Origin of the sequence: Sphingobium sp. WTD-1 (assembly GCF_030128825.1) — a bacterium.
GTDB lineage: Bacteria > Pseudomonadota > Alphaproteobacteria > Sphingomonadales > Sphingomonadaceae > Sphingobium.
Genome location: NZ_CP119127.1, coordinates 1,501,227 through 1,526,111, shown reverse-complemented (window position 1 = coordinate 1,526,111; position 24,885 = coordinate 1,501,227). Strand labels below are relative to the sequence as shown.

Here is a 24,885-nt window from a genome sequence, read left to right as displayed (position 1 = left end):
ATGGCGCATTGAGGAAGCCGTGCTATGATCGCTCCTGTTCGACCCGCCAGAGAGAACAGGAGCGCCTTTGTCCCTATGGACGAAGGCGTTTTTCGTATGGCCCATCGCTCATGCCGTGCCTTCTAGGATGGAGCGCAAGTCGGCCGCCGGGATCACGACACGGCGCCCGATCTTCATCCGGCGCAGCTTCCCACCATAAATCAGATTGTAGATCGACCGCTCGCTGATCCCCAGCGCGTGAGCGGCGTCGGTCACGCTGTACGAAAGCCTTTCGGCAGTGAGGGGGCTGGTAGCCATCCGTCTCTTCCTTCAACTTGGTGCTGAAACATTGATATGCCGAAACCCAGCATTGCGCAACTATCATGCGCGTGGCTTTCCTATTATTTCTTTTTGGATGGGGTCCACGCACTGTCCGATCTGGTACGTCCGGCATCATGCGCGCTCCATCCACACGACATTGCCGCCGACGCTCGATAGGGATTCGGCGAGAAACTGCCCCCAGCCATCCATCAGCGCCCGGCGCATGTCGGGAAGATCCGTCCGGAGATAGGCCTGCTCCGTCTTCGTGCCGACGCTGTGCGCCAGCGCCATTTCGGCCACCATCGCGGGAATCGTCGGCATGCGTTCGGCTGCCCAATCGCGGAAGCTGGAACGGAAGCCGTGGACCGTCTCATCTCGCTTCGCCGTGCGCATGACCTTGCTCAGCGTCATGTCGGAAAGCTTCTGCCCCTTGGTGCCAGGGAAGATAAGCCCCTCGCCACCGGACAGCGGCCGGGCGCGCTCCAGGATGCCGATCGCGGCATCATTGAGCGTGACCACATGCTTCACGCCCGACTTCATCAGCTCGCCCGGCCGCGTCCACGTCCGCGCCTCGATGTCGATATGCTCCCAGCGCGCCGAACGGGCCTCGCCAGAGCGCGCCGCCGTCGTGATCGTGAACAGCAGCGCCAGGCGCCCAGCCGTATCCTCCCGAGCGAGCTGGTCGGAAAAGAAGGCCGGGACCTCCCGCCAATCCATCGCAGTGAAGTTCTTGCCCTTGGGCTGCCGCGCCAAGCCGTTGCGCAGTTCGCGTGCCTCTGGCAGCGGAGCGGTGCGCCACCCTTTGGCGCGAGCGAAGGAAAGCACCTGCATGATGCGCACGCGGACCTTCGACGCGATCGCGGGCTTTTCAGTCCAGATCGGTGACAGGGCGGCGATGACCTCCGCAGTCGTGATTTGGTCGACGCGCTTGGCGCCGAGCTTGGGCACGGCATGTTCATTGAGTGACGCCTTGAAGGCGTCGCCATGCTTCTCGCTCCAGCCCTTGGACAGTTCAGCATGGGCCAGTCCGACAGCATCGGCAAAGGTAGGGATCACCACCTTCTCGCGATCGCGTTCAGCTATGGCGTTCTTGCCCTGCCTAGCCAGCTTGCGCAGATGATGCGCCTTGTCGCGCGCTTCACGCAGCGTCAGATCGGTGGGAAATCCGCCCAGACCAATGTCCGTGCGCCGGCCCATATGCTGGACGCGCAGAACCCAAGACTTAGCCCCAGATTTCTCGCCGCGCTTAGCCTGAGCCTCGGTTGGCGGTTTCACACGCAGATAAAGCCCGTCCCCATCACCATGAATGCCGGGCTTGGCGTTTTTTACCTTCATGTCAGTGAGCTTGCCCATAGGAAGCCATTCCCTTTCAGCGCCAATTGTTCCCACATTTGTGGGCTTCAAGGCGCTGCAAGTCAATGCAACTCGATGCTGGCTCAAATGTCAAAAACGGCGAAATTTCTGACCATTCCGCTGCAATTCGGTGCAGGTCAGTGCAAGCTGATGCAAGCCAAGTTATAATCCTTGTCGGGCATCCAATTTCTCCCCTATCAGATAAAAGCTGACCAGCGATGATGTTGCGCGCCCTATGGACGCCGGCGGCCATCATCCCTATATACCGGTCGGTATGGAAATCACGGCAACACAGAGTGGCAGGGGCCGCCCGCGGGAGTTCGATCCCGAGGAAGCCCTGGCGGCTGCGCTTCAGGTCTTCTGGCGGCGCGGCTATGAAGGCGCATCGTTGGCGGAACTGACCGAAGCGATGGGTATCACCAAGCCCAGCCTCTATGCCTGTTTCGGCAACAAGGAAGCGCTGTTCCGCAAGGCGCTCGACCTCTATGAGCGCGACAAGCTCTGCTATGTGAAGTCGTCGCTGGAGGCCCCGACGGCCAAGGCCGTGGCCGAGCGCATGCTGCGCGGATCACTGGCGATCCAGACCGGGAACAAAGATCCCCAGGGGTGCATGGGCGTCATCAGTTCGGTCGGCGGCACCGCCCATTCCGAATGTATCCGCGACGAGGTGCTGGCCCGTCGCGCCTCGTCCGACCGCGCCCTGCTCGACCGGTTTGAACGCGCCCAGGCAGAGGGCGACCTGCCCGCCGGAGTCGAGCCCCAGGCACTCGCCTGTTACCTCTCGACCGTGATCCAAGGCATGGCCGTGCAGGCCGGTGCTGGCGTGCCGCGCGATCGGCTGGAACAGCTGATCGACACCACTCTCACCATGTGGCCGAGCAAATAGCGGATTTTATTTCGCTTTTGCGAGCCTCGGCCTCTTGAAATTGCCGCACTGCAAATAAAATACCTCCCGGTACAAAAAGACGGTTGACGGGACAGCCCCCGTTAATATATACCATGCGGTACACAATGATGCTGGGTGTATAGCCCAGGGAGGTCATCATGCAGCAATTCCACCATCGGCGCTGTCGACGATAGCGTCACCCAAAGGGGCGGTTTCCCGGTAACGGGTTCCTCCTGATTCACCATCTTTGCGCCCTCTTCGCGACGGTTTGTGCCGTTCGCGCCGCAAGGACGCATGCCCGCATCTTCGGGCGCTTATTCCGGGACGCGATCCGCGCTTTTCCGCGCGCGGCCGTGTGCCCGCTTCAGATAGCAGGAAGGAACAGGCCATGGCTTTCCTTGATTTCGCCCAGGCACTTGCCGGTCCGCAGATGGCGGTCGGCGCCGCCCGCCCCGCCCCCGCCGTGCCCGCCATCAGTGTCGAGGCCCAGGCGACCGACTTTTCTGCCCAGGAATGGCAGATTGTCGACCTTGCCCGCACCGACGGCTTGCGCTCGCTGCGCGGTCCCGGCCGCTTCGCTCGCTTGCGCAAGTGGATCTGGGGCGAGGAACATAGCCCAACCCTGGCCAGCGAACGGCTGGAGGCGCTGCGCCGCCTGGCCGTCGAGGCATGGCACAAGGGCTATGCCGTGTCGCTTTCCGCCCTCGCCGCCTTCCGTGCGGCCGGCTTTTCCACCGCGCAGCTCGAACTGCTGCTCGCCACCATCAGCGCGGGCCGCATCGCCCGCGTCCCCCGGAGCTAATCCATGAACCAGTTCACCAAAATCACAGCCGACGGCACCGCGTCGGACATTCACGCGCCACCAGGAAGCCGATGGTCGCGCAAGCATGGCGGCATCGCCGCCGTCGCGCTCATCGCCCTGTTCGGCATCGGCTGGAAGCTGGTCGACCGCCCGTCGGCCCAGGCTGCGGCCGCCCCGCTGGCGGCGGTCGGCGTATCCGCGCCGCTCGCCCGCAGCGTGACCCAGTGGGATGATTATGTCGGCCGCTTCGCCCCCAGCCAGACGGTGGAAATCCGCCCGCGCGTGTCGGGCGCGGTGACCGCCATCCACTTCCGCGACGGCGATTTCGTCCGCCAGGGGCAGTTGCTCTTCACCATCGACCAGCGCCCGTTCCAGGCGGCTCTGGCCGAAGCGCGGGCCAGCGTCGCCTCCGCCCGCAGTGCGCTGCTGCTGGCCCAGAATGACTATGGCCGCGTCCAGCGACTGACCGGCGACGAAGCCGTGTCGGCCAGCGAAGTGGACTCGCTCCGCTCGCGTCTGCAGGCGGCACAGGCCGCCCTCGCCGGCGCGCAGGCCCGCGAACGCAGCCGGGCGCTGGACGTCGAGTTCACCCAGGTGCGCGCGCCGATTTCCGGCCGCGTGTCGGATCGCCGAGTCGACATCGGCAATCTGGTGTCGGGCGGCGAAGGCAGCACCGCGTCGCTGCTGACCACGGTCAACAAGCTCGACCCCATCTACTTCAACTTCGATGCGTCCGAAGCGCTCTATCTCAAGTCGCAGCGCGACAAGGAGAATGGCGGCGCGGTCGAGGTGCGGTTGCAGGATGAGGCGGACTATAACCACAAGGGCCGTCTGGACTTCACCGACAATGGGCTTGATCCCCGGTCAGGCACGATCCGCATCCGCGCCGTGTTCGACAATCCGGGCAATTTCCTGACCCCCGGCCTGTTCGGCAATATGCGCCTGGCCAATGGCGGCAAGGCCAATGCCCTGCTGGTCCCGGACGAGGCGATCCAGTCCGACCAGGCACGCAAGACCGTGCTGGTGGTGGACAAGGATGACAGCGTCGCGGTGAAGCCGGTCGAGCTTGGCCCGATCGTCGACGGGCTGCGCATCATCCGCAGCGGCCTCGATCCCAAGGACCGGGTGGTCGTGACCAATATCCAGGCGGCGATGCCCGGTGCCAAGGTTGCGGTGAAGCCGGCCCGGATCACCCCGACCCCGGCGCCCGTCACCCCGGTCGACGGCGCCGCCCCGGTCGCCGCCCAGGCCACCTTCGCCCGGTAAGCACTGACCCCACCCTTCACACGGGTGGGGCCAATCAAACGAAATCCCAAGCCCGTGATCCGGCCCGGCCGGATCGCGCGGTATCCCTTTCGCTCGTTCGCAAAGGATGATCCGATGCGTTTCTCCCGTTTCTTCATCGACCGGCCGATCTTTGCCGCCGTCATCGCGGTGGTCATCACCGTGGTCGGTGCGCTCGCCTTTATCGGCCTGCCGGTGTCCCAATATCCCGACATCGTGCCCCCCACGGTCACGGTTTCCGCCCAATATCCCGGCGCATCGGCCGAAACGGTCGCGTCGACCGTGGCCGCGCCGATCGAACAGGAAATCAACGGCGTCGACGACATGCTCTATCAGAGCAGCCAGTCGACCGGTGACGGCAAGGTCGTCATTACCGTCACCTTCAAGATCGGCACCGACCTGGATGCCGCGCAGGTGCTGGTGCAAAACCGCGTCGCGGTCGCCATCCCCCGCCTGCCCGAAGAGGTGCAGCGGCTGGGCGTCGTGACCCGCAAGACCACGCCCGAATTCCTGATGGTCGTGAACCTGCAATCGCCCGACGGCACCTATGACCGCGATTATATCTCCAACTATGCCCTGACCCAGGTGCGCGACCGGCTGGCCCGGCTCGACGGCGTTGGCGACGTGCAGCTGTTCGGTTCGCGCGACTATGCGATGCGCATCTGGATCGATCCGGATCGCGCCGCCGCGCTGGACCTGACCGCAGGCGAGATCGTCTCCGCCCTGCGGGCACAGAATGTCCAGGTGTCGGCCGGTTCGATCGGCCAGCCGCCCTATGACCGGGGCGAAGCCTTCCAGCTTGGCGTCGAGATGCAAGGCCGCCTGACCACGCCCGATCAGTTTTCCGACATCGTCATCCGTTCCGACGCCGATGGCCATCAGGTGCGCGTGCGCGATGTCGCCCGCGTCGAGCTGGGCGCGCAGGATTATGGCACCAACACCTATCTCAGCAACAAGCCGACGGTCGTCATCGCGACAATGCAGCGCCCCGGCTCCAACGCGCTCGACGCGGCGGAGAAGGTCAAGGCGGAGATGGAACAACTGTCCAAGCGCTTCCCCAAGGGCCTGGAATATAGCATCATCTACAACCCCACCGAATTCATCAGCCAGTCGATCGACGCCGTCTATCACACGCTGTTCGAAGCGGTGATCCTGGTCGTCATCGTCATCCTCATCTTCCTGCAGAACTGGCGCGCGGCGGTCATCCCGATCATCGCGATCCCGGTCTCGCTGATCGGCACGGCGACGATGCTGGCGGCGGTGGGCTATTCGCTCAACAACCTGTCGCTGTTCGGCCTGGTGCTGGCGATCGGCATCGTCGTCGACGACGCGATCGTCGTGGTCGAAAATGTCGAACGCAATATCGAAAATGGCATGAGCCCGCTGCAGGCGGCCCGCGTGTCGATGGACGAAGTGTCGACCGCGCTGATCGCGATCGTACTGGTGCTGTGCGCGGTGTTCGTGCCGACTTTGTTCATCACCGGCATTTCCGGTGCCTTCTACCAGCAGTTCGCGGTCACCATTTCGACCGCGACGGTGATCTCGCTCATCCTCTCGCTTACCCTGTCGCCGGCTGCAGCTGCCCTGCTGCTGAAGCCCAAACATGGTGCCCATGACCTCGACAATGCGCCGCGCTGGCGCCAGGTCGCGGCTAAGGCAGCGGATCGCTTCAACCAGGGCTTTGATCGGATGAGCGCGGGCTATGCGCGCCTCACCCGCTTCCTCGTCGCCCGGCCCAAGAAGATGCTGCTGACCTATGCGGGCCTGATCGCCGCCACCATCGCCCTGTTCTGGGTGACGCCCGGCGGTTTCATCCCGGCGCAGGACCAGGGCTATTTCCTCGCCGTCGTCCAGCTACCCTCGGGCGCGTCGCTGGAGCGCACCGACAAGGTGACGCGCGAGGTCGCCGCAAAGATCCTGCCGATCAAGGGCCTGCGCGGCGCGGTGATGTTCGCCGGCTTCCACGGCCCGTCGCAGACACAGGCGCCCAACAGCGCGGCGATCTACTTCCCGTTCAAGAGCTTTGCCGAACGCAAGGCCGAAGGCGCCACCTATGCCGGGATCATGGATCAGGCGAACAAGGCGGTTGCGGGCTATGACAAGGCGCGCATCCTGCTGGTGCCGCCGCCGCTGATCCAGGGCATCGGCTCGGCCGGTGGCTATCGCCTGATGCTGGAGGACCGGGAGGATCGCGGCTATGCGGAACTCAACAAGGTCGCCGGCGAGCTGATCGGCAAGGCCAATCAGAGCCCCAGCCTGGCGCAGGTCTACACCCTGTTCGACGTCGGCACCCCGCGCATCTTCGCGGATGTCGATCGCCGCAAGGCCGACCTGCTGGGCGTGCCGCCCGAGCGCGTGTTCGAAGCGATGCAGGTCTATCTCGGCTCTGCCTTCGTCAACGACTTCAACCTGCTGGGCCGCACCTATCGCGTGACTGCCCAGGCCGATGCCGATCATCGCGGCACCGTGGCCGACATCGCCAACTTGAAGACCCGGTCGAACAGCGGCCAGATGGTGCCGATCGGTTCGGTCTCCACCTTCCGCGACAAGACCGGCCCCTATCGCGTGGTCCGTTACAACCTGCTGCCCGCGGTGGAAATCGATGGCGACACGGCACCGGGCTATTCGTCGGGCCAGTCGCTCAGCACGATGGAGAAGCTCGCCGACGCCGCCCCTGCCGGCTATGCCAGCGAATGGACCGGCGTTGCCTATCAGCAGATCAGTGCCGGCAACACCGCAGGCATCGTCTTCGGCATGGCGGTCTTCTTCGTCTTCCTGGTGCTGGCGGCGCAATATGAAAGCCTGACCTTGCCGCTGTCGATCATCCTGATCGTGCCGATGTGCCTGTTCGCGGCCATGCTGGGTGTGAACCTGCGCGGGATGGACAATAATATCCTCACGCAAATCGGTCTGGTCGTGCTGATCGCGCTCGCAGCGAAGAACGCCATTCTGGTGGTCGAATTCGCCAAGCAGGCGGAAGAGGAACAGGGGCTGAGCCCGGTCGAGGCCGCGGTTCAGGCGGCGCAAACCCGTCTGCGCCCGATCCTGATGACCAGCTTCGCCTTCATTCTGGGGGCGGTGCCGCTGGTGATCGCCAGCGGGGCCGGTGCGGAACTGCGCCAGGCGCTAGGCACGGCAGTCTTCTTCGGCATGACCGGCGTGACGGCCTTCGGCCTGCTCTTCACCCCCACCTTCTATGTCGTGTGCCGCGCGCTGGGCGATCGCTTCGCCCGCCGCCGGCGCCCGGAGGCTGACGATGCTGCGGCATTGCAGCCGGCCGAATGAGGACAAAAGCCATGACAAGGAACCTGATTGCCCTGTTGCTCGGCGCCAGTGCGCTGACGGCCTGCGCCGCCGGGCCGGATTACAAGGCCCCCGCCACCCCGACGACAGCCGCCGCCCCCTTCATCGGGGCCGCGAACCCGGCGGTCGCCCAGAGCGCCGCCGACGATCATTGGTGGCGGCTCTATAATGACCCGCTGCTCGACGGGCTGGTCGGCGATGCGCTGAAGGCCAATACCGACATCCGCGTCGCCGTCGCCCGGCTGGAACGTGCCCGTGCCCATCTGCGTGGTGCCCGCTCCGACCGGTTGCCCAGCACCAATATCAGCGGCTCCCCGACCTATGGCCGGGTGTCGCAGGCCCAGACCCTGCCCGGCATGGACCGGGAAAACTGGACCGTCGATATGGGGCTGGACGTCGCCTATGAGGTCGACCTGTTCGGCCGGGTGAAGCGCAGCATAGAGGCCGCGCGTGGCGATGTCGGCGCGGCCCAGGCCGATGCCGATGCCGTCCGCGTCGCGGTTGTCGCCGATACGGTGCGCGCCTATGTCGACGCCACCGCATCCGCCCAGCGGCTTGCCGTCGCGAAGGAAACGGTCGACCTGCTCGACAAGTCGATCCGCATCACCGGCGCCCGCTTCGATGCTGGCCGGTCCGACCGGCTGGACGTGATCCGCGTGACGACACTGCGCGAACAGCAGCAGGCGCTGATCCCCAATCTGGTCGCCGACCGCAATTCCGCGCTGTTCCGGCTGGCGACGCTGACCGGGCGCACGCCGCAGGAGCTGCCCGCATCCGTCCAGAACGCGACCGTGACACCGAATGTGACACAGCCGATCCCGGTCGGCGACGGTCAGGCGTTGCTCGCCCGGCGGCCGGACGTGCGCGCGGCCGAACGGCGGCTGGCGGCCGACACCGCCCGTGTCGGTGTCGCGACGGCGGATCTCTATCCGCGCATCACCCTGGGCGGATCGATCGGCACCACGGCGGTTGGCGGCGGCAATCTGTTCGGCGCCGGGCCGCTCAACTTCCTGCTCGGGCCGCTGATCAGCTGGGCCTTCCCCAATCAGGAAGCCAATCGCGCGAAGATCGCGGCGGCCAAGGCGGATGGCGACGCATCGCTTGCCGCCTTTGACGGCACGGTGTTGCAGGCGCTGGAGGAAACCGAGACGGCGCTGTCCAGCTATGCCAATGCGCTGGAGCGGCGGGCGACGCTGCAATCGGCACGCGACGAGGCGGCGCGCGCGGCCCGGATCAGCCTGGCGCGCCAGCGCGAGGGGCAGATCGACTTCCTGACCGTGCTGGATGCGCTGCGCACCCAGGCTTCGGCCGACGCGGACCTGGCGACCGCCAACCGCGCCGTCGCCTTTGCCCAGGTGGATCTGTTCCGCGCTTTGGGCGGCGGCTGGACCACGACCTGATACAGAAAGGGCGGCGTTTCAAAACGCCGCCCTTTTTTTTGTCAGACGATGAAATTCCCCTGATGGGCGAATGTCTCGATCTCATGCCGGCCGCTCGGCGCCTCGCGCGCCTGTAGTGCTTCGGGCAGGCTGGCCTTGTCGCCCTGACGCCCGATCGCGATCGCCGCCTCGATCCGGAACCGCTCCGGCACCGCCAGTTCGGCGCGCGCCTTGTCGAAATCGACGCCGGTCATCGCATGGGTATGATAGCCAAGCCGCGTCGCCTGCAGCGCCAGCGTCGCCCAGGCGGCGCCCGCATCGAAGCTGTGGCTGTGCGAAGGCTTGTAATCTTCCGATCCCGGCGCCGCCATCAGCGTGTCGGACAAAACGAAGACCAGCGCGCCGGCATGCTGCACCCAGCCCTGGTTGAACGGGAAGAGCAGGTCGAGGAAGCGCGCCCAGTCGGCACTGTCGCGATGGGCATAGAGGAAGCGCCAGGGCTGGTAGTTGAAGGCCGAAGGCGCCCAGCGCGCCGCGTCGAACAGCGTGTCGATATCGGCCTGGGGAATAGCGGAGCCGTCAAAGGCGCGGGGCGACCAGCGCTCCAGGATCAGCGGATCGACGGGACGGGTAACTTCGCGCGGGCTGGTGGCCATCTGGATCTCCTTCAAGGCGATGACGCGATCGGCGCGCCATGCTGTTGGAAATCTATCTAGCGGATGTTCCGCCGCTGCGAAGAGGTGTTTGGCTTTCGCCCTGGAAACACAGGGTTTCCTCCGATCAGGCGCAGGCATCCTGTGGCTGGCGTTCGCGATCGGCACGCGACACCGGTGCGCCACGGTCGTCGGCATCGCGCTCGAACAGCACGACGGCAGGCTCCCTGAAAAGGGCTTGCGCCAGCCGATCGCGCAGGCGCGTCAACGGTCCGTCCTGATCCTGATAGGCCATATGTGCGTCCTCTCTGCCGACTCGGGCGGCTTATCTACCGATGGTATAGAGAATCGTCCCCCAAGCAATGCTGGCCATCGCGGTAGAAAAGCTATCCGTCTTGGAGTCCGTTTGGAAATGCGCCTCCGGCGCATCCGCACCGGCCCGCCCCCCAACCGACCGCCCAGACATGATGCCCTGATGGGCGATCGGGTGGGGGGCGGGCGGGCCGGTGCCGTGTCGAAAGGCTCCAGCCCCTTCGGAAAATCATACGCAAATACTATGCGGCCGCCCCGGCCCGCGTCTCGCATTCAAACGGAAGAGGGGCCTAATCGGGCGCTCGCTAACGACCCTGTCCGCCTCCCGCGGCGGGCGTGATGCGGGAGTTACCCCCCATGCAGGATCTCTTGTGGATCGGCATCATCCTGGCGCTGACAGCGGCTAGCCTCGGCTATGTCCGGCTGTGCGGCGACGCCTGAAGGAGGGATGCCATGACCATCGACCTCTGGCTCGCGGCGATCACCGCCGCCGGGCTTCTCGTCTATCTCGTCGCCGTGCTCGCACGGCCCGAACGCTTTTAAGGGGGGCCGCACATGACCTTCCAGGGATGGCTGCTGATCGCAGCCTTTGTCGGCATATTGCTGGCGCTGACCAAGCCGATGGGCCTGTGGCTGTTTACCCTTTATGAGGGCCGCCGCACGCCGCTTCATACCGTGTTCGGCCCGATCGAACGGAGCTTCTACCGCTTGTCAGGGATCGATCCGAACGCCGAACAGAGTTGGCGCCGCTACGCGGTTCACATGCTGCTCTTCAACGTGGCGCTGCTGCTCTTCACCTATGCGGTGCTGCGCCTTCAGGGGCTGCTGCCGCTCAACCCGCAGGGCTTTGCCGGCACCAGCAGCGACCTCGCCTTCAACACGGCGATCAGCTTCACCACCAACACCAATTGGCAAAGCTATTCGGGCGAGTCGACCCTGACGAACCTGGCTCAAATGCTGGGCCTCACCATCCACAATTTCCTGTCGGCCGCCACCGGCATTGCCCTCGCCTTCGCCCTGTTCCGTGGTTTTGCCCGGCGCAGCGCGGCGACGATCGGCAATTTCTGGGCGGACGTCACCCGCGTGACCCTCTATCTGCTGCTGCCGATCTGCATCGTCTATGCCCTGTTCCTGATCGCGAGCGGCGTGCCGCAGACGCTCAGCCAGTCGGTCGACGTGACCACGCTGGAAGGCGTGAAACAGACCCTGGCGCTTGGCCCCGTCGCCAGCCAGGAAGCGATCAAGATGCTGGGCACCAATGGTGGCGGCTTCTTCAACGCCAACAGCGCCCATCCCTTCGAGAATCCGACCGCGCTCACCAATCTGGTGGAGATGCTGTCGATCTTCGTGATCGGCTTTGGCCTGACCTGGACCTTCGGCAAGGCCGTTGGCAACCCGCGCCAGGGCTGGGCCATCCTCGCCGCCATGCTGCTGATCTTCCTCGCCGGCGTCACCGTCACCTATTGGCAGGAAGCGGCCGGCAATCCGGTGCTCCACAATCTGGGCGTCGCCGGCGGCAATATGGAGGGCAAGGAAGTCCGCTTCGGCATCGCCGCCTCTGCCCTCTTCTCGGTCGTCACCACGGCGGCGAGCTGCGGCGCGGTCAACGCCATGCATGACAGCTTCACCGCACTGGGCGGCATGATCCCGCTGTTCAACATCCAGCTGGGCGAAGTCGTGATCGGCGGCGTCGGCGCAGGCATCTATGGCTTCCTGCTGTTCGCCATCCTGGCCGTGTTCGTCGCGGGCCTGATGGTCGGCCGCACGCCGGAATATGTCGGCAAGAAGATCGAGAGCCGCGAAGTCAAGCTGGCCGTGCTCGCCATTGCCGTGCTGCCTTTGATCATCCTGGGCTTCACCGCCATCGCCAGCGTCACCGACGCGGGCCTGGCCGGTCCGCTCAACAAGGGACCGCATGGCTTCAGCGAGATCCTCTACGCGTTCACCAGCGCCGTCGGCAACAATGGCTCGGCCTTTGCCGGCCTGTCGGCCAACACCCCCTTCTATAACGGCATGCTGGGCGTCGCGATGTGGATCGGCCGCTTCTTCATCATCATCCCCATGCTGGCCATCGCGGGCAGCCTGGCCGCGAAGAAATATACGCCCGAAACCGCCGGCAGCTTCCCCACCACCGGGGCGCTGTGGACCGGTCTGCTGGTCGGCATCGTGCTGATCGTGGGCGGCCTGACCTTCCTGCCCAGCCTCGCCCTTGGCCCCATCGCCGATCATCTCGCGATGATCCGTGGCCAGCTTTTCTAAGGATCCATGCACATGGCCCGATCCGAACAAAAATCGCTCTTCACGGCGGACCTGATCGTCCCGGCTTGTCGAGACGCCTTCCGCAAGCTCAACCCCAGCGAACTGATCCGCAACCCGGTGATGTTCACCACCGCGATCGTCGCGGTCCTGCTGACCGTCCTGCTCATCGTCGGGCAGGACAGCCTGGCCGTCGGCTTCAAGCTGCAGCTGGTGATCTGGCTCTGGCTCACGGTCCTCTTCGGCACCTTTGCCGAGGCGCTGGCCGAAGGGCGTGGCAAGGCGCAGGCCGCCTCGCTGCGCGCCACCAAGGCGGACCTCACCGCCAAGCGGCTGAAGGGCCATGGCGAAAGCTATGAGACCGTCGCCGCCAGTGCGCTGAAGCTGGGCGACGTGGTGCTGGTCCAGACCGGCGACCTGATCCCGTCCGATGGCGAGGTCGTCTCCGGCGTCGCCTCCGTCAACGAAGCGGCCATCACAGGCGAATCCGCGCCGGTGATCCGCGAGGCAGGCGGCGACCGTTCGGCCGTGACGGCAGGCACCCGCGTCATTTCCGACGAGATCCGCGTCCGCGTCACCGTCAATCCCGGCCAGGGCTTTCTCGATCGCATGATCGCGCTGGTCGAGGGCGCCGAGCGGCAGAAGACGCCGAACGAGATCGCCCTCACCCTGTTGCTGGTGGGCCTGACCATCATCTTCCTGATCGCGGTCGGCACCATCCCCAGCTTCGCCAGCTATGCCGGCGGCGCCATTCCGGTGGCGATCCTGGCGGCCCTGCTGATCACCCTGATCCCGACCACCATCGCCGCCCTGCTGTCGGCGATCGGCATTGCCGGCATGGACCGTCTGGTGCGCTTCAACGTGCTCGCCAAGTCGGGCCGCGCGGTCGAGGCAGCGGGCGACATCGACGTGCTGCTGCTGGACAAGACCGGCACCATCACCGTGGGTGATCGTCAGGCGACCGAATTCCGTGCCGTGGGCGGCGCCACCCCGGCCCAGCTCGCACAAGCCGCGCTGCTCGCCAGCCTGGCCGACGAGACGCCCGAGGGCCGTTCGATCGTGCTGCTGGCCCGCGAAGGCTTCAACCAGTCGGTAGAGCCCCTGCCTGCCCATGCGGAGATCATTCCCTTCACCGCCCAGACCCGGATTTCCGGGGTCACCATCGATGGATCGACGATCCAGAAGGGGGCGGTGGATTCGGTGCTGAAGGCCAATCCGGGCCTGGGTTCGACCCCGGTCGCAAACGAACTGCGCCGTATCACCGACGAGATCGCCCGTGCCGGCGGCACCCCGCTGGCGGTGGCCAAGGACGGCAAGCTGCTGGGCGCGATCTTCCTGAAGGACATCGTCAAGGCCGGCATTCGGGAGCGGTTCGGCGAACTGCGCCAGATGGGCATTCGCACGGTGATGATCACCGGCGACAACCCGCTGACCGCGGCCAGCATCGCGGCCGAGGCCGGGGTCGACGACTTCCTGGCGCAGGCAACGCCGGAGGACAAGCTGGCCCTGATCCGCAAGGAACAGCAAGGCGGCCGCCTGGTCGCGATGTGCGGCGACGGCACCAACGACGCCCCTGCCCTGGCGCAGGCCGATGTCGGCGTCGCCATGAACACCGGCACCCAGGCTGCCCGCGAAGCCGGCAACATGGTCGACCTGGACAGCGATCCGACCAAGCTGATCGAGGTGGTGGGTCTGGGCAAGCAGTTGCTGATGACGCGCGGCGCGCTCACGACCTTCTCGGTCGCCAATGACGTGGCCAAATATTTCGCGATCATCCCGGCCATGTTCGTCGCGCTCTATCCGGGCCTTGGCATCCTCAACGTCATGGGGCTGGCCACGCCGGAAAGCGCGATCCTATCGGCGATCATCTTCAACGCGCTGATCATTCCCTGTCTGGTGCCCCTGGCGCTCAGGGGCGTGACCTATCGTCCGATCGGCGCCGGTCCGCTGCTGGCCCGCAACCTCGCCATCTATGGCCTTGGTGGCCTGATCGCGCCGTTCGCCGGGATCAAGCTGATCGACCTTGCCGTCAACGGCCTCGGCCTCGCCTGAGGAAGGACAAATCCATGTTTACCGATTTCAAATCCGCCCTGCGTCCGGCCCTGACCATGACGTTGCTCTTCGCCTTGCTGCTCGGCCTTGCCTATCCGCTGGCGCTGACCGGCATCGGCCAGGCGATCTTCCCGTCCCAGGCCAATGGCAGCCTGGTCGAGGATCAGGGCAAGGTCGTCGGCTCCACCGTCATCGGTCAGGCCTTCACCTCGGACGTCTATTTCCACAGCCGTCCGTCGGCGGCGGGCAAGGGCTATGACGGCCTTGCCTCCTCCGGCTCCAATCTTGGTCCGACCAGCCACGCGCTGGCCGACCGCGTCAAGACCGACGTCGAGACTCTTCAAGCTGCTACACCTGGTCGTTTTGTTCCGTCCGATCTGGTGACCACCTCTGCCTCGGGGCTCGACCCCCATATCAGCCCCGAGGCAGCTTTTTATCAGGTCGATCGCGTCGCCGCCGCGCGCGGGATCGATGCGGCGCGCGTCCGCAGCCTGGTAGAACAGAGCGTCGAGCAGCCCCTGCTGGGCTTCATCGGCGAACCCCGCGTCAATCTGTTCGAGTTGAATCGACGGCTGGATGCGATTGGCGCTAAACGGACCCAGTGAACGAACCGCATCGCCCTGATCCGCAAGCCTTCCTGCGTGCCGCCGCGCAGGAAGGCCGTGGCCGCCTGAAGGTATTTCTCGGCGCCGCGCCGGGGGTGGGCAAGACCTGGGAGATGCTGACCGAAGGACGGCAGCGACGCGAGGCAGGCGTCGATGTCGTCGTCGGCGTGGTGGAAACCCATGGCCGGCGCGAGACCGAAGCGCTGGTCCATGGCCATGAGATCATCCCCCGCCGCACCGTCGATCATCAGGGCCACAGCCTGGGCGAGATGGATATCGACGCGATCCTGGCGCGCCATCCCCAGCTGGTGCTGGTCGACGAGCTGGCGCACAGCAATGCGCCGGGCAGCCGCCACCCCAAACGCTATCAGGATGTCGAGGAATTGCTGGCCGCCGGCATCGATGTCTATTCGACGATCAACATCCAGCATGTCGAAAGCCTCAACGACGTCGTCGCCTCCTTCACCCGCGTCCGCGTGCGTGAGACGGTGCCCGATTCGATCCTGGAACATGCCGAGATCGAAGTGGTGGACATTCCGCCCGACGAGCTGATCGAGCGGCTGAAGGACGGCAAGGTCTATATCCCGCAGGAAGCCAGCCGCGCCCTCAACCATTTCTTTTCCAAGTCGAACCTGACCGCTCTGCGCGAACTGGCGCTGCGCCGCGCCGCCCAGGCGGTCGATGCCCAGATGCTCGACTATGTCCGCGCCCATGCGCTGGCGGGCAGCTTCGCCGCCGGCGAGCGGGTGATCGTGGCGGTGAGCGAACAGCCCAGCGCCGCCGGCCTGGTCCGTTCCGCCAAGCGGCTGGCCGATGCGCTGCGCGCGCCCTGGACCGCCATCCATATCGAAACCCCGCGTGGACCGCAGCTGTCGGACGAGGACCGGCAGCGGCTGGCCGATACACTTGCCCTCGCCTCGCGCCTGGGCGCCGAAACCGCGTCCATTCCCGCCCCCAGCGTCGCGGAAGGGCTACGCAGTTTCGCCGCCGATGCGCGCGCGACCCAGATCGTGATCGGCAAGTCGGCGCGGAGCTGGTGGTTCGAGCTGCGCCATGGGTCGGTGGTCGACCGGCTGGTGCGCGACATCGGTCCGGTCGCCGTCCATGTCATGCCCGGCGAGGACAGCGCGCCGCGGACCAAGGTCACCCGTGGCGGCCATTGGGGCGATCCGATCGGCTATGTCTGGTCGATGCTGGCGGTGATCGGCATGACCCTGCTCGGCCGGCTGATGCTGGAGGCGATCGACCTCGGCAATATCGCCCTGCTCTATCTGGTGCCGGTGATGTTCGCGGCGGCCAGTCACGGCCTGCGCACCGGCCTTGCCACCGGCCTGGCCTCCAGCCTCGCCTATAATTTCTTCTTCCTGCCGCCGACCGGCACGCTGACCGTGAGCAATCCGGAAAATGTCATCTCCATCCTCGTCTTCCTGGGCGTGGCGGTGGTGACCAGCCAGTTTGCCGCGCGGATGCATGCCCAATCGGTGCTGGCCCAATCCAGCGCGCGGCAGAATGCGACGCTCGCCGGCTTCTCGCGCCAGCTCACCGCCTCCCCCAGCCTGGAGGAAATCCGCCACGCCATCTGCGCCGAGATCGCCCGGCTGTTCGACGTGCGCACCGTGCTGATGATCCCGTCGGATGAAGGGCCGCAATTGCGCGCCGCCTATCCGCCCGAGGACCGGCTGGACGAGATCGAGCGCGCCGCCGCCCGTTGGGCGATGGAGCATGGCGAACCGGCCGGGCGCGGCTCCTCCACCCTCACCGCGTCGGATTGGCTGTTCCTGCCGGTAACGGCCAAGGATGCGGTGCTGGCCGTGATCGGCCTGGCCCGCGAGGATGCCGGCGAACCGGTCCGATCCGATCAGTTCCCGCTGCTGATGAGCCTGATCGACCAGGCCGCGATTGCGCTCGACCGCATGGCGCTGGAGGAGGCGATGCTCGAAGCCGGCCAGATTCGCGAGCGCGACCGGCTGCGCTCCGCCCTGCTCTCCTCGGTCAGCCATGATCTGCGCACGCCACTCACCACCATCATTTCAGCCACGCGCGAACTGCGCACCCACCCCTCATCCGAGCTCATCGATACGCTGGATGGCGAGGCCCAGCGCCTGTCCCGCTTCGTCGCCAATCTGCTCGACATGGCGCGGGTGGAGGCCGGCGCATTGCCGATGCGGGCGGAGGCGACCGACCTGTTCGATGCGGTCGCCAGCGCCGCCCATGACAGCCGCAGCGCGCTGGCCGATCGCCAGCTCGACGTGCAGATCCCGCCCGACATCCCGCTGGTCCGGGTCGATCCGGTGCTGCTGCACCACATCCTCATCAACCTGCTCGACAATGCCGGCCGCTATGGCGATCCCGGCACGCCCGTCACCGTGCGCAGCCTGCGCGAACCCGATGCCATCAGCCTGTCGGTGATCGACCAGGGGCCGGGCATTCCGGCCGGCATGGAAGCGCGCGTGTTCGACACCTTCACCCGGTTGGAAGGCTCCGACCGGTCAAAGACCGGCACCGGCCTGGGCCTGGCCATCGTCAAGGCCTTTGCGGAAGCAATGGGCCTTACCGTATCGGCCCGCACAGTGTCGGAACCTGCCGGCGCCTGTTTCACCCTGCACATTCCCCAATCCCTCATCCTCACCGACATCATGGAAAAGGACATCGCATGAAGCCGCGCCACAGCCTGCTGATCGTCGACGACGAACCGCAGATCCGCCGGCTGATCCAGGCCGCCCTCGCCCGCGCCGACTATGCCACGATCGAGGCGCAGACCGCGCGCGAGGCACTGGACAAGCTGCGCAGCGAGCGGCCCGACATCACCCTGCTGGACCTGGGCCTGCCCGACCGCGACGGGCTGGAACTGGTGCCGATCATCAAGAAGGAAAGCGACACGACGCTGATCATCGTGTCGGCGCGCGACGCCACCGATGAGAAGGTCGCCGCGCTGGACCTGGGCGCCGACGATTATCTGACCAAGCCGTTCGACACCGACGAACTGCTTGCCCGCGTGCGGGTGGCGCTGCGCAACCGGATGACGCGCGACGGCGGATCGACCAAGGTGACGGCGGGCGACCTGACGATCGACCTGGTCGCCCATATCGTCACGAAGGGCGGGGTCGAAGTGCATCTGACGCCCAAGGAATATGGCGTGCTGGAGCAGCTGGCGCGCTTCCCCGGCCGGGTCATCACCCACAAGCAGATCATGGACCATGTCTGGCCCAACGAACATGCCCATCATGTCGAATATCTGCGCGTGCTGGTGCGCGGCCTGCGCCAGAAGCTGGAGGCCGACCCGCAGCGCCCCCAGATCATCAGCAATGAACTGGGGATCGGCTACCGCCTGAAACAGGGTGCGGACTGACATCAAAATAGAGCCTGATTCACGCCATCGGTGAAAGCGCGGAGCGCTTTCGCCTCAGACGATCAGGCTCTAGATCTCGATCTGCGACCCCAGCTCGACGACGCGGTTGGTCGGCAGGTTGAAGAAGGCCATCGGGCTTTCGGCATTGCGGATCATCCAGGCGAACAGCTTTTCGCGCCACATCGCCATGCCCGGCCGTTCCGACGGAATCAGCGTCTGGCGGCTGAGGAAATAGCTCGTGTCCTTGACGCTGATCGGTCCGCCGCAGTCATGGACCGACTTCATCGCTGCCGGAATATCGACATCCTCCATGAAGCCATGGCGCAGGATCAGCCGGTAGAAGCCCGATCCATGGTCCTCCACCGTCGTGCGCCCCTGCAGCGGCAGATGCGGCACGCCCTGGGTGCGCACGGTCAGGATGATGACCCGTTCGTGCAGCACCTTGTTATGCTTCACATTATGCAGCAGCGCCGGCGGCACGCCATCAGTGGTGGAGGACAGGAAGATCGCCGTCCCCGGCACGCGCTTGAGCGAAGCCAGCGTCGATCGCACGAACAGGTCCAGCTCCATTGCCCCTTCGCGCAGATAATGGCGCATGATCCGCCGCCCGGTCGCCCAGGTGGTCAGCACCGTGAAGACCACCGCCGCGACCAGTAGCGGGAACCATCCGCCATCGGGTATCTTGGTCACGTTCGACGCGAAATAGGCGCCGTCGATGATCAGGAACAGGCCAGTGACGCCCGCCGCCGCCGGCAGCGGCCAGCGCCATACGCTGAAGGTCAGCACGCCCAGCATGCAGGCGGTGATGACCATCGTGCCGGTCACCGCGATGCCATAGGCGGCTGCCAAGTTGCTGCTGTTGCCAAAGCCCAGCACCAGCAGGATGACGAAGATCAGCAGCAGCCAGTTGATCAGCGGCACATAGATTTGCCCCGCCGCCGACGCGCTGGTGTGCAGGATGCGCAGGCGCGGCAGGAAACCCAGCTGCACCGCCTGCTGCGTGACGGAAAAGGCCCCGGAGATCACCGCCTGGCTGGCGATGATCGTCGCCATGGTGGCCAGGATCACCAGCGGCAGCCGTGCCCAGTCCGGCGCCATCAGGAAGAAGGGATTCTGTGCCGCCGCCGGATTGTCGAGCAGCAACGCCCCCTGCCCCAGATAGTTGAGCATCAGGCAGGGGAAGGCGGCATAGAGCCAAGCGATGCTGATTGCCTTGCGCCCGAAATGGCCCATATCGGCATAGAGCGCCTCCGCCCCGGTCACCGCCAGCACGACCGAGCCGAGCGCCAGGAAGGCGAGCCTGGGGTCGATCGCGAAGAAGCGGATCGCCCAGAGCGGATTGACGATGCTGATGATTTCCGGGTGCTGGACGATATTGGCGATGCCGAGCGCGGCGAGCGTGATGAAATAGATCGCCATGATCGGGCCAAAGGCCATGCCGACCATCGCCGTGCCAAAGCGCTGGATCAGGAACAGCGCGATCAGGATGACGATCGCGATCGGCAGCACCATATCCGCCAGGCTCGCCTGCACGATGGTAAGACCCTCGACCGCCGAGAGCACCGAAATGGCCGGCGTGATGATCGCGTCACCATAGAAGAGTGCTGTTGCAATCACGCCCAGCGTCGCGATGGCTGGGGTCCAGCGCGTCTCGCCCAGCCGCCGGCCGATCAGCGCCAGCAGCGCCATGCTGCCGCCCTCGCCGTCATTGTCGGCGCGCATGACGATGAACACATATTTGGCCGTGACGATCAGCGTCATCGTCCAGAAGATCAGCGAGAGGACGCCATAGATATGCAGCGGATCGACCGCCAGCGGGTGATGGCCGACGAAACTTTCCTTGAGCGCATAGAGCGGCGAGGTGCCGATGTCGCCGAACACCACGCCCAGCGCACCGAGCGCAAGCGCAGCCGGTCGGCCGTGCGGCGTGCGATCCTGGCCTGAGGCCGGATCCCCCTGTTCAGTCATCTATGCGTGCCCTTCGTCTTTCTATCGGGCCGCCATGCCATGAAAGGCCATTTGAAAACCATAGGGGTCTGCCCTCCCCGGCATAGGATTCGCATATGATTCCGGCCCGGACGACCTGCAGCCACTTCAAATGCTATGAAATCCCTACGCAATCTGCCGGTTCCCTGTCTCGCATCCCTATGCCCGTCCGCTTAATTGCGAAGCCGCCGCAACGGAGGCGGTACGTGATGCATAATTGGCGTCCCCGCTGGACCTGGAAGATCGGCCTGCGCCTGCTCGGCCTCGCCTTGCTGGCGACGCTCTGGCCCGAAGGGCGCGCCTTGGCTGCGCTCGCCCATGGCCATCCAGCGGTCACCATCGGCCAGTTGTCGCTCGCCGCGCTGGCCTTTCTATGTGCCAGCGGCGGGATGGCGCTGCTGTTGATGGGCCCCGACCTGTGGAAGCCTGTACGTCTGGCCGATCGCTGGACCGCGCGATGAGGTTCATGACCAAGATTTCATGATGGGATCATCCGGCGGGAAGCCGGGCCGGCCTATTGCCGCGTCATCGTCGCAGAGGAGTAGCGACGCGCGGACCACAGGCCATGACCAGACCCATTTTCTTCGATCCCACCGGCCGGCGCGGCATCTGGGCGCGTCGCGCTCTCGCCGCCCTGCTGTGCGCCATCATCGCCGCCACCATCGCCTTTGCGACGACGCTGATCGCCGTCCCGTCGGAAGGCGACCTGGCGCTGCCTTTGCCGCAGCCGCGCGCCGCGCATCTGACCGGCATGTCGCGGCTGCGCCATGACCTGTCCAAATGGCTGCCGCGCTGGCCCGGCCATGTCGCGCAGGCCCGCCCGCTCAATGTCGGATTCTACGTTCCCGATGACGAAAGCAGCATCGCCTCGCTGCGCCGTCATGTCGGCCAGCTCGACTGGGTCGTGCCCGCGCTGGTGACCGTGCCGGGCAGCGATCCCGCGCCCCAATTCCATTCCGACCCGCGCCTAGACCAGATGATCGCCAGCATGGGCCGGCCGCCCAAGCTGCTGCCGATGGTCCAGAATCTCGACGCCCATGGCTGGAACGGCGCCGGCACCGCCCGTCTGCTCGCCAATCCGGCCGCCAGCCGCCAGTTGGCCCAGCGGCTCGCCGCCTCGGTCGCGGCGCATCATGATGCCGGGCTGGTGATGGACTTTGAATCGCTGCCGTCCGGCGCGCTGCCCGCCTATCTCCATTTCCTGCTTCAGCTGCGCAGCGCCCTGCCCGCCCGCGCCAAGCTGGCGGTGACCGCCCCCGCCGGCGAGGAGTGGCCGCTCGCCCGCCTTGGCCAGGTCGCCGACCATGTCATCTTCATGGCCTATGACCAACACTGGCAGGGCGGCACCCCCGGCCCGATCGCCGCGCAGGACTGGTTCGCCCGCGCGGTCGAGGATGCCAGCCGGCGCATCGGCCGCGATCGCATCATCGTCGCGCTCGGCAGCTATGCCTATGACTGGCATGATGGCGGCGCCGACGCCCTGTCGCTCGACGAGGCCTGGCTCGCCGCCCATGACAGCGACGCCCCGGTCAGCTTCGATCCCGCCAGCGGCAATGCCGGCTTCGCCTATGATGATGACGGCCATCGCCATCAGGTCTGGATGCTCGATGCCGCCGCCAGCTGGAACGAGCTGCAGGCGCTCCGTCGCCTCGGCATCCAGGGCGTGGCGCTGTGGCGGCTGGGCAGCGAGGATCCGGGCATCTGGTCCGATCTCACCGCCTTCCGCAACGGCAGCCGGCCCGACCTGCGCCAGGTCGCGAGCAAGCTCGACACCGATGTCGAGGGATCGGGCGAGATATTGCGCATCACCGCCACGCCGACCGACGGCAGCCGCTCGATCGCCTTCGGCCCGCAGGGCACGATCCTGCGCGAAACCTATCATGTCCTGCCCACCCCCTATCAGGTGCGGCGGACCGGCGGCGCCCAGCCCAAGATGCTGGCGCTGACCTTCGATGATGGCCCGGACGCGACCTGGACGCCGAAAATCCTGTCGGTGCTGGAACAGCATCATGTCCCCGGCACCTTCTTCGTCATCGGTGAGAATGCGCTAGAACATCCCGGCCTGTTGCAGCGGATCGTCGCCGACGGCGACGAGATCGGCAACCATAGCTACAGCCATCCCAATCTCGCCACCTGGTCGGACGAGAGCACCCGCCTGGAACTCAACGCCACCCAGCGGCTGGTCCAGGCCTATACCGGGCGCAGCGTGAAGCTGTTCCGCGCACCCTATTTCGGCGATGCCGAACCGACCACGGCGGACGAACTGGGGCCGGCGCTGGCGGCGCAGAAGGCGGGCTATACCGTCGTCGGCCTGCACGTCGATCCCAATGACTGGCAGCGGCCGGGCACCGATACGATCGTCCGCCAGGTGATCGACCAGGTCCATGCCGCCGATGCCGAGCGGTCCGGGAATATCATCCTGTTGCACGATGGCGGCGGCGAACGGTCGCAGACGGTCGCGGCCCTGCCGCAGATCATCACCACCCTGCAGAAGGAAGGCTATCGCTTCGTGCCGGTGTCGCGCCTTGCCGGTCTGTCGCGCGAAGCGGCGATGCCGCCGGTCCGTGCCGGCGACCTGACCGCTGTGCGCGTCGATGTCGGCATGTTCATCACCCTCGCCGTCATCTCCGCCCTGCTCGGCTGGATCTTCTATGTCGCCATCTCGCTCGGCATCGCCCGCGCGCTGCTGATGACCTTCCTCGCCTGGTTTCAGACCCGCCGAGACCGCCCAGCGCCGCCCGTCTATCAGCCGACCGTTTCGGTCATCATTCCCGCCTATAATGAGGCGCGGGTGATCGAGGCATCGGTGCGCCGCGTGCTGGCCAGCGACTATCCCGCCTTGCAACTGATCGTCGCCGACGACGGGTCGAAGGACGAGACCAGCGCCATCGTCGCCCGCGCCTTTGCCGACGATCCGCGCGTCACTCTGCTGACCTTGCAGAATGGCGGCAAGGCGGCGGCGCTCAACCGCGCTCTCAAGGATGCCACCGGCGAGATATTGATCGCACTCGACGCCGACACCCAGTTCGAACCGCTGACGATCGCGCGGCTGGCGCGCTGGTTCGCCGATCCGGCGATCGGCGCGGTGGCCGGCGACGCCCGTGTCGGCAACCGGGTCAATCTCGTCACCCGCTGGCAGGCGCTGGAATATATCACCGCGCAGAATCTGGAGCGGCGCGCGCTCGCCGGCTTCGACGCCATGACGGTGGTGCCGGGCGCGGTGGGTGCCTGGCGCCGGACGGCGCTGGATGCCGTGGGCGGCTATCCCGAAGACACGCTGGCCGAGGATCAGGATCTGACCATCGCGATCCAGCGCGCCGGCTGGCGCGTCACCTTCGATCCCGAGGCGATTGCCTGGACCGAGGCGCCCGAAAGCTTCAAGGCGCTGTCGAAGCAGCGCTATCGCTGGGCCTTCGGAACGCTGCAATGCCTGTGGAAGCATGCCGCCATCCTGCGCAGCCGCAAGCCGACAGGCCTTGCCCTAGTGGGCATGCCGCAGGCCTGGCTGTTCCAGATCGCCTTCGCCGCCATCTCGCCGCTGATCGACCTGGCGCTGCTGCTGTCGATCGCCGGCACGATCCTACGCGTGCAGCAGCATGGCTGGGCCCAGACCAGCGGCGACGTCGCGACCATGGCGCTCTACTGGCTGGTGTTCACCGGCATCGACATCGCCTGTGGCGCAATGGCCTATCGGCTCGACGGCAACAAGGTGCGCTACCCCGCCCATCTGCTGGTCGCCCAGCGCTTCGTCTATCGCCAGATCATGTATTGGGTAGTGGTGCGCGCGATCGCATCGGCCATTGGCGGCTGGGTTGTGGGATGGGGCAAGCTGGAGCGGTCGGGTCGCGTCTCGGTCGCGCCGGCTGCGGCGGCCCCAGGCATGAACAAAGTGTAACATGACACGCAACCCCGCCTCGCCCATTCTACCCGCAAAGACAGCTCAGGACATGGCCAGGAACATGGAGGCCCCGCGCATAGACAAGACCGCAACCAGCCGCCTGCTGATCGGCCTGGCGCTGTGTGCGGCGTTGATGAGCGGCGCCTTCTTCCTGCATGTGCGCCGCGATGCGGAGGATCATGGCAGCGTGTCGGGCGCGAGTGCCCAATTGCTGCCGGGGCTGACGCTGGAAAATGCCGAGCCGGTCGGCACGGGCATTGTCGTCACCAGCATGGAATCGAGTGGCCCGGCAGCGCGCGCGGGTATTGCGGTTGGCGATGACCTTATCGGCATCGACGGCACGCCGATCGCCTCGCTGGACCAGGCCCATGCCTATCTCAGCCAGCATGGCAACGCCCATCTCATATTGGGCTTGCGGCATCAGGATGCCGTCCGCATGGTGGCGCTCGACCGTTCGCCAGATTAGG

General features: G+C 65.9%; 19 protein-coding genes. 14 read left to right on the top strand and 5 right to left on the bottom strand.

Going from position 1 to position 24,885, the window contains the following annotated elements; all coding sequences use genetic code 11:
• Window positions 1-108: 108 nt before the first annotated feature.
• Both N6H05_RS07495 and N6H05_RS07490 read right to left on the bottom strand, forming a co-directional pair.
• A complete protein-coding gene (locus tag N6H05_RS07495) occupies window positions 109-297 on the bottom strand; it encodes a helix-turn-helix domain-containing protein (RefSeq protein ID WP_284113339.1) in 189 nt (62 codons plus the stop codon).
• A 135-nt stretch (window positions 298-432) separates the two neighbouring features.
• Window positions 433-1,653 (bottom strand): tyrosine-type recombinase/integrase, encoded by a 1,221-nt coding sequence (locus N6H05_RS07490; RefSeq protein WP_284113338.1) that lies wholly within the window; start codon window positions 1,651-1,653, stop codon window positions 433-435.
• A gap of 274 nt (window positions 1,654-1,927) precedes the next feature.
• On the opposite strand from N6H05_RS07490, the gene N6H05_RS07485 reads away from it, so the two are divergent.
• The 5 genes from N6H05_RS07485 (at window position 1,928) to N6H05_RS07465 (ending at window position 9,328) form a co-directional block, all read left to right on the top strand.
• The gene (locus tag N6H05_RS07485; protein ID WP_026109006.1) at window positions 1,928-2,539 is read left to right on the top strand and encodes a TetR/AcrR family transcriptional regulator; all 612 of its coding nucleotides are present in this window, start codon (window positions 1,928-1,930) and stop codon (window positions 2,537-2,539) included.
• Window positions 2,540-2,927: 388 nt separating this feature from the next.
• The gene (locus N6H05_RS07480; protein WP_284113337.1) at window positions 2,928-3,341 is read left to right on the top strand and encodes a hypothetical protein; all 414 of its coding nucleotides are present in this window, start codon (window positions 2,928-2,930) and stop codon (window positions 3,339-3,341) included.
• 3 nt (window positions 3,342-3,344) lie between these two features.
• Window positions 3,345-4,607: an efflux RND transporter periplasmic adaptor subunit gene (locus N6H05_RS07475; RefSeq protein WP_284113336.1), complete on the top strand. Its 1,263-nt coding sequence runs from the start codon at window positions 3,345-3,347 to the stop codon at window positions 4,605-4,607.
• Between the two features lie 114 nt (window positions 4,608-4,721).
• Entirely contained in the window at window positions 4,722-7,910 is a 3,189-nt protein-coding gene (locus N6H05_RS07470; protein WP_284113335.1) for an efflux RND transporter permease subunit, read from the top strand.
• Between the two features lie 11 nt (window positions 7,911-7,921).
• Window positions 7,922-9,328: an efflux transporter outer membrane subunit gene (locus N6H05_RS07465; protein WP_284113334.1), complete on the top strand. Its 1,407-nt coding sequence runs from the start codon at window positions 7,922-7,924 to the stop codon at window positions 9,326-9,328.
• A gap of 41 nt (window positions 9,329-9,369) precedes the next feature.
• Here N6H05_RS07465 and N6H05_RS07460 read toward each other — a convergent pair whose 3' ends face one another.
• Together N6H05_RS07460 and N6H05_RS07455 are read right to left on the bottom strand one after the other, a co-directional pair.
• Window positions 9,370-9,963: a nitroreductase family protein gene (locus N6H05_RS07460; protein WP_284113333.1), complete on the bottom strand. Its 594-nt coding sequence runs from the start codon at window positions 9,961-9,963 to the stop codon at window positions 9,370-9,372.
• 124 nt (window positions 9,964-10,087) lie between these two features.
• Window positions 10,088-10,255 (bottom strand): hypothetical protein, encoded by a 168-nt coding sequence (locus tag N6H05_RS07455; RefSeq protein ID WP_004208479.1) that lies wholly within the window; start codon window positions 10,253-10,255, stop codon window positions 10,088-10,090.
• A 470-nt stretch (window positions 10,256-10,725) separates the two neighbouring features.
• On the opposite strand from N6H05_RS07455, the gene kdpF reads away from it, so the two are divergent.
• From kdpF to N6H05_RS07425, 6 genes are read left to right on the top strand one after another with little or no spacing between them, the layout of a single operon-like run.
• On the top strand, window positions 10,726-10,815 hold the full coding sequence (gene kdpF / locus N6H05_RS07450; protein ID WP_004208480.1) for a K(+)-transporting ATPase subunit F: 90 nt from the start codon (window positions 10,726-10,728) through the stop codon (window positions 10,813-10,815).
• 12 nt (window positions 10,816-10,827) lie between these two features.
• Entirely contained in the window at window positions 10,828-12,531 is a 1,704-nt protein-coding gene (gene kdpA / locus N6H05_RS07445) for a potassium-transporting ATPase subunit KdpA (protein ID WP_284113332.1), read from the top strand.
• Window positions 12,532-12,543: 12 nt separating this feature from the next.
• On the top strand, window positions 12,544-14,580 hold the full coding sequence (gene kdpB, locus N6H05_RS07440) for a potassium-transporting ATPase subunit KdpB (protein WP_284113331.1): 2,037 nt from the start codon (window positions 12,544-12,546) through the stop codon (window positions 14,578-14,580).
• A gap of 14 nt (window positions 14,581-14,594) precedes the next feature.
• Window positions 14,595-15,185, top strand: a complete 591-nt coding sequence (kdpC, locus tag N6H05_RS07435) for a potassium-transporting ATPase subunit KdpC (protein ID WP_284113330.1) — start codon at window positions 14,595-14,597, stop codon at window positions 15,183-15,185.
• On the top strand, window positions 15,182-17,842 hold the full coding sequence (locus tag N6H05_RS07430) for a DUF4118 domain-containing protein (protein WP_284113329.1): 2,661 nt from the start codon (window positions 15,182-15,184) through the stop codon (window positions 17,840-17,842). The genes kdpC and N6H05_RS07430 overlap by 4 nt, the downstream gene beginning before the upstream one ends.
• Complete coding sequence (locus tag N6H05_RS07425) at window positions 17,839-18,534, top strand: response regulator (RefSeq protein ID WP_004208485.1); 696 nt, start codon at window positions 17,839-17,841, stop codon at window positions 18,532-18,534. The genes N6H05_RS07430 and N6H05_RS07425 overlap by 4 nt, the downstream gene beginning before the upstream one ends.
• A 69-nt stretch (window positions 18,535-18,603) precedes the next feature.
• On the opposite strand, the gene N6H05_RS07420 is transcribed toward N6H05_RS07425, so the two are convergent.
• Window positions 18,604-20,502: a potassium transporter Kup gene (locus tag N6H05_RS07420; protein ID WP_284113328.1), complete on the bottom strand. Its 1,899-nt coding sequence runs from the start codon at window positions 20,500-20,502 to the stop codon at window positions 18,604-18,606.
• Between the two features lie 227 nt (window positions 20,503-20,729).
• Here N6H05_RS07420 and N6H05_RS07415 point away from each other — a divergent pair, with 227 nt between their 5' ends.
• The 3 genes from N6H05_RS07415 (at window position 20,730) to N6H05_RS07405 (ending at window position 24,884) form a co-directional block, all read left to right on the top strand.
• Entirely contained in the window at window positions 20,730-20,981 is a 252-nt protein-coding gene (locus N6H05_RS07415) for a hypothetical protein (protein WP_284114189.1), read from the top strand.
• A gap of 104 nt (window positions 20,982-21,085) precedes the next feature.
• Window positions 21,086-24,415, top strand: coding sequence for a trifunctional glycoside hydrolase family 18/polysaccharide deacetylase/glycosyltransferase family 2 protein (locus N6H05_RS07410; RefSeq protein ID WP_284113327.1), 3,330 nt, complete (start codon window positions 21,086-21,088; stop codon window positions 24,413-24,415).
• A 64-nt stretch (window positions 24,416-24,479) separates the two neighbouring features.
• On the top strand, window positions 24,480-24,884 hold the full coding sequence (locus N6H05_RS07405) for a PDZ domain-containing protein (RefSeq protein WP_502958971.1): 405 nt from the start codon (window positions 24,480-24,482) through the stop codon (window positions 24,882-24,884).
• Window position 24,885 lies beyond the last annotated feature (1 nt).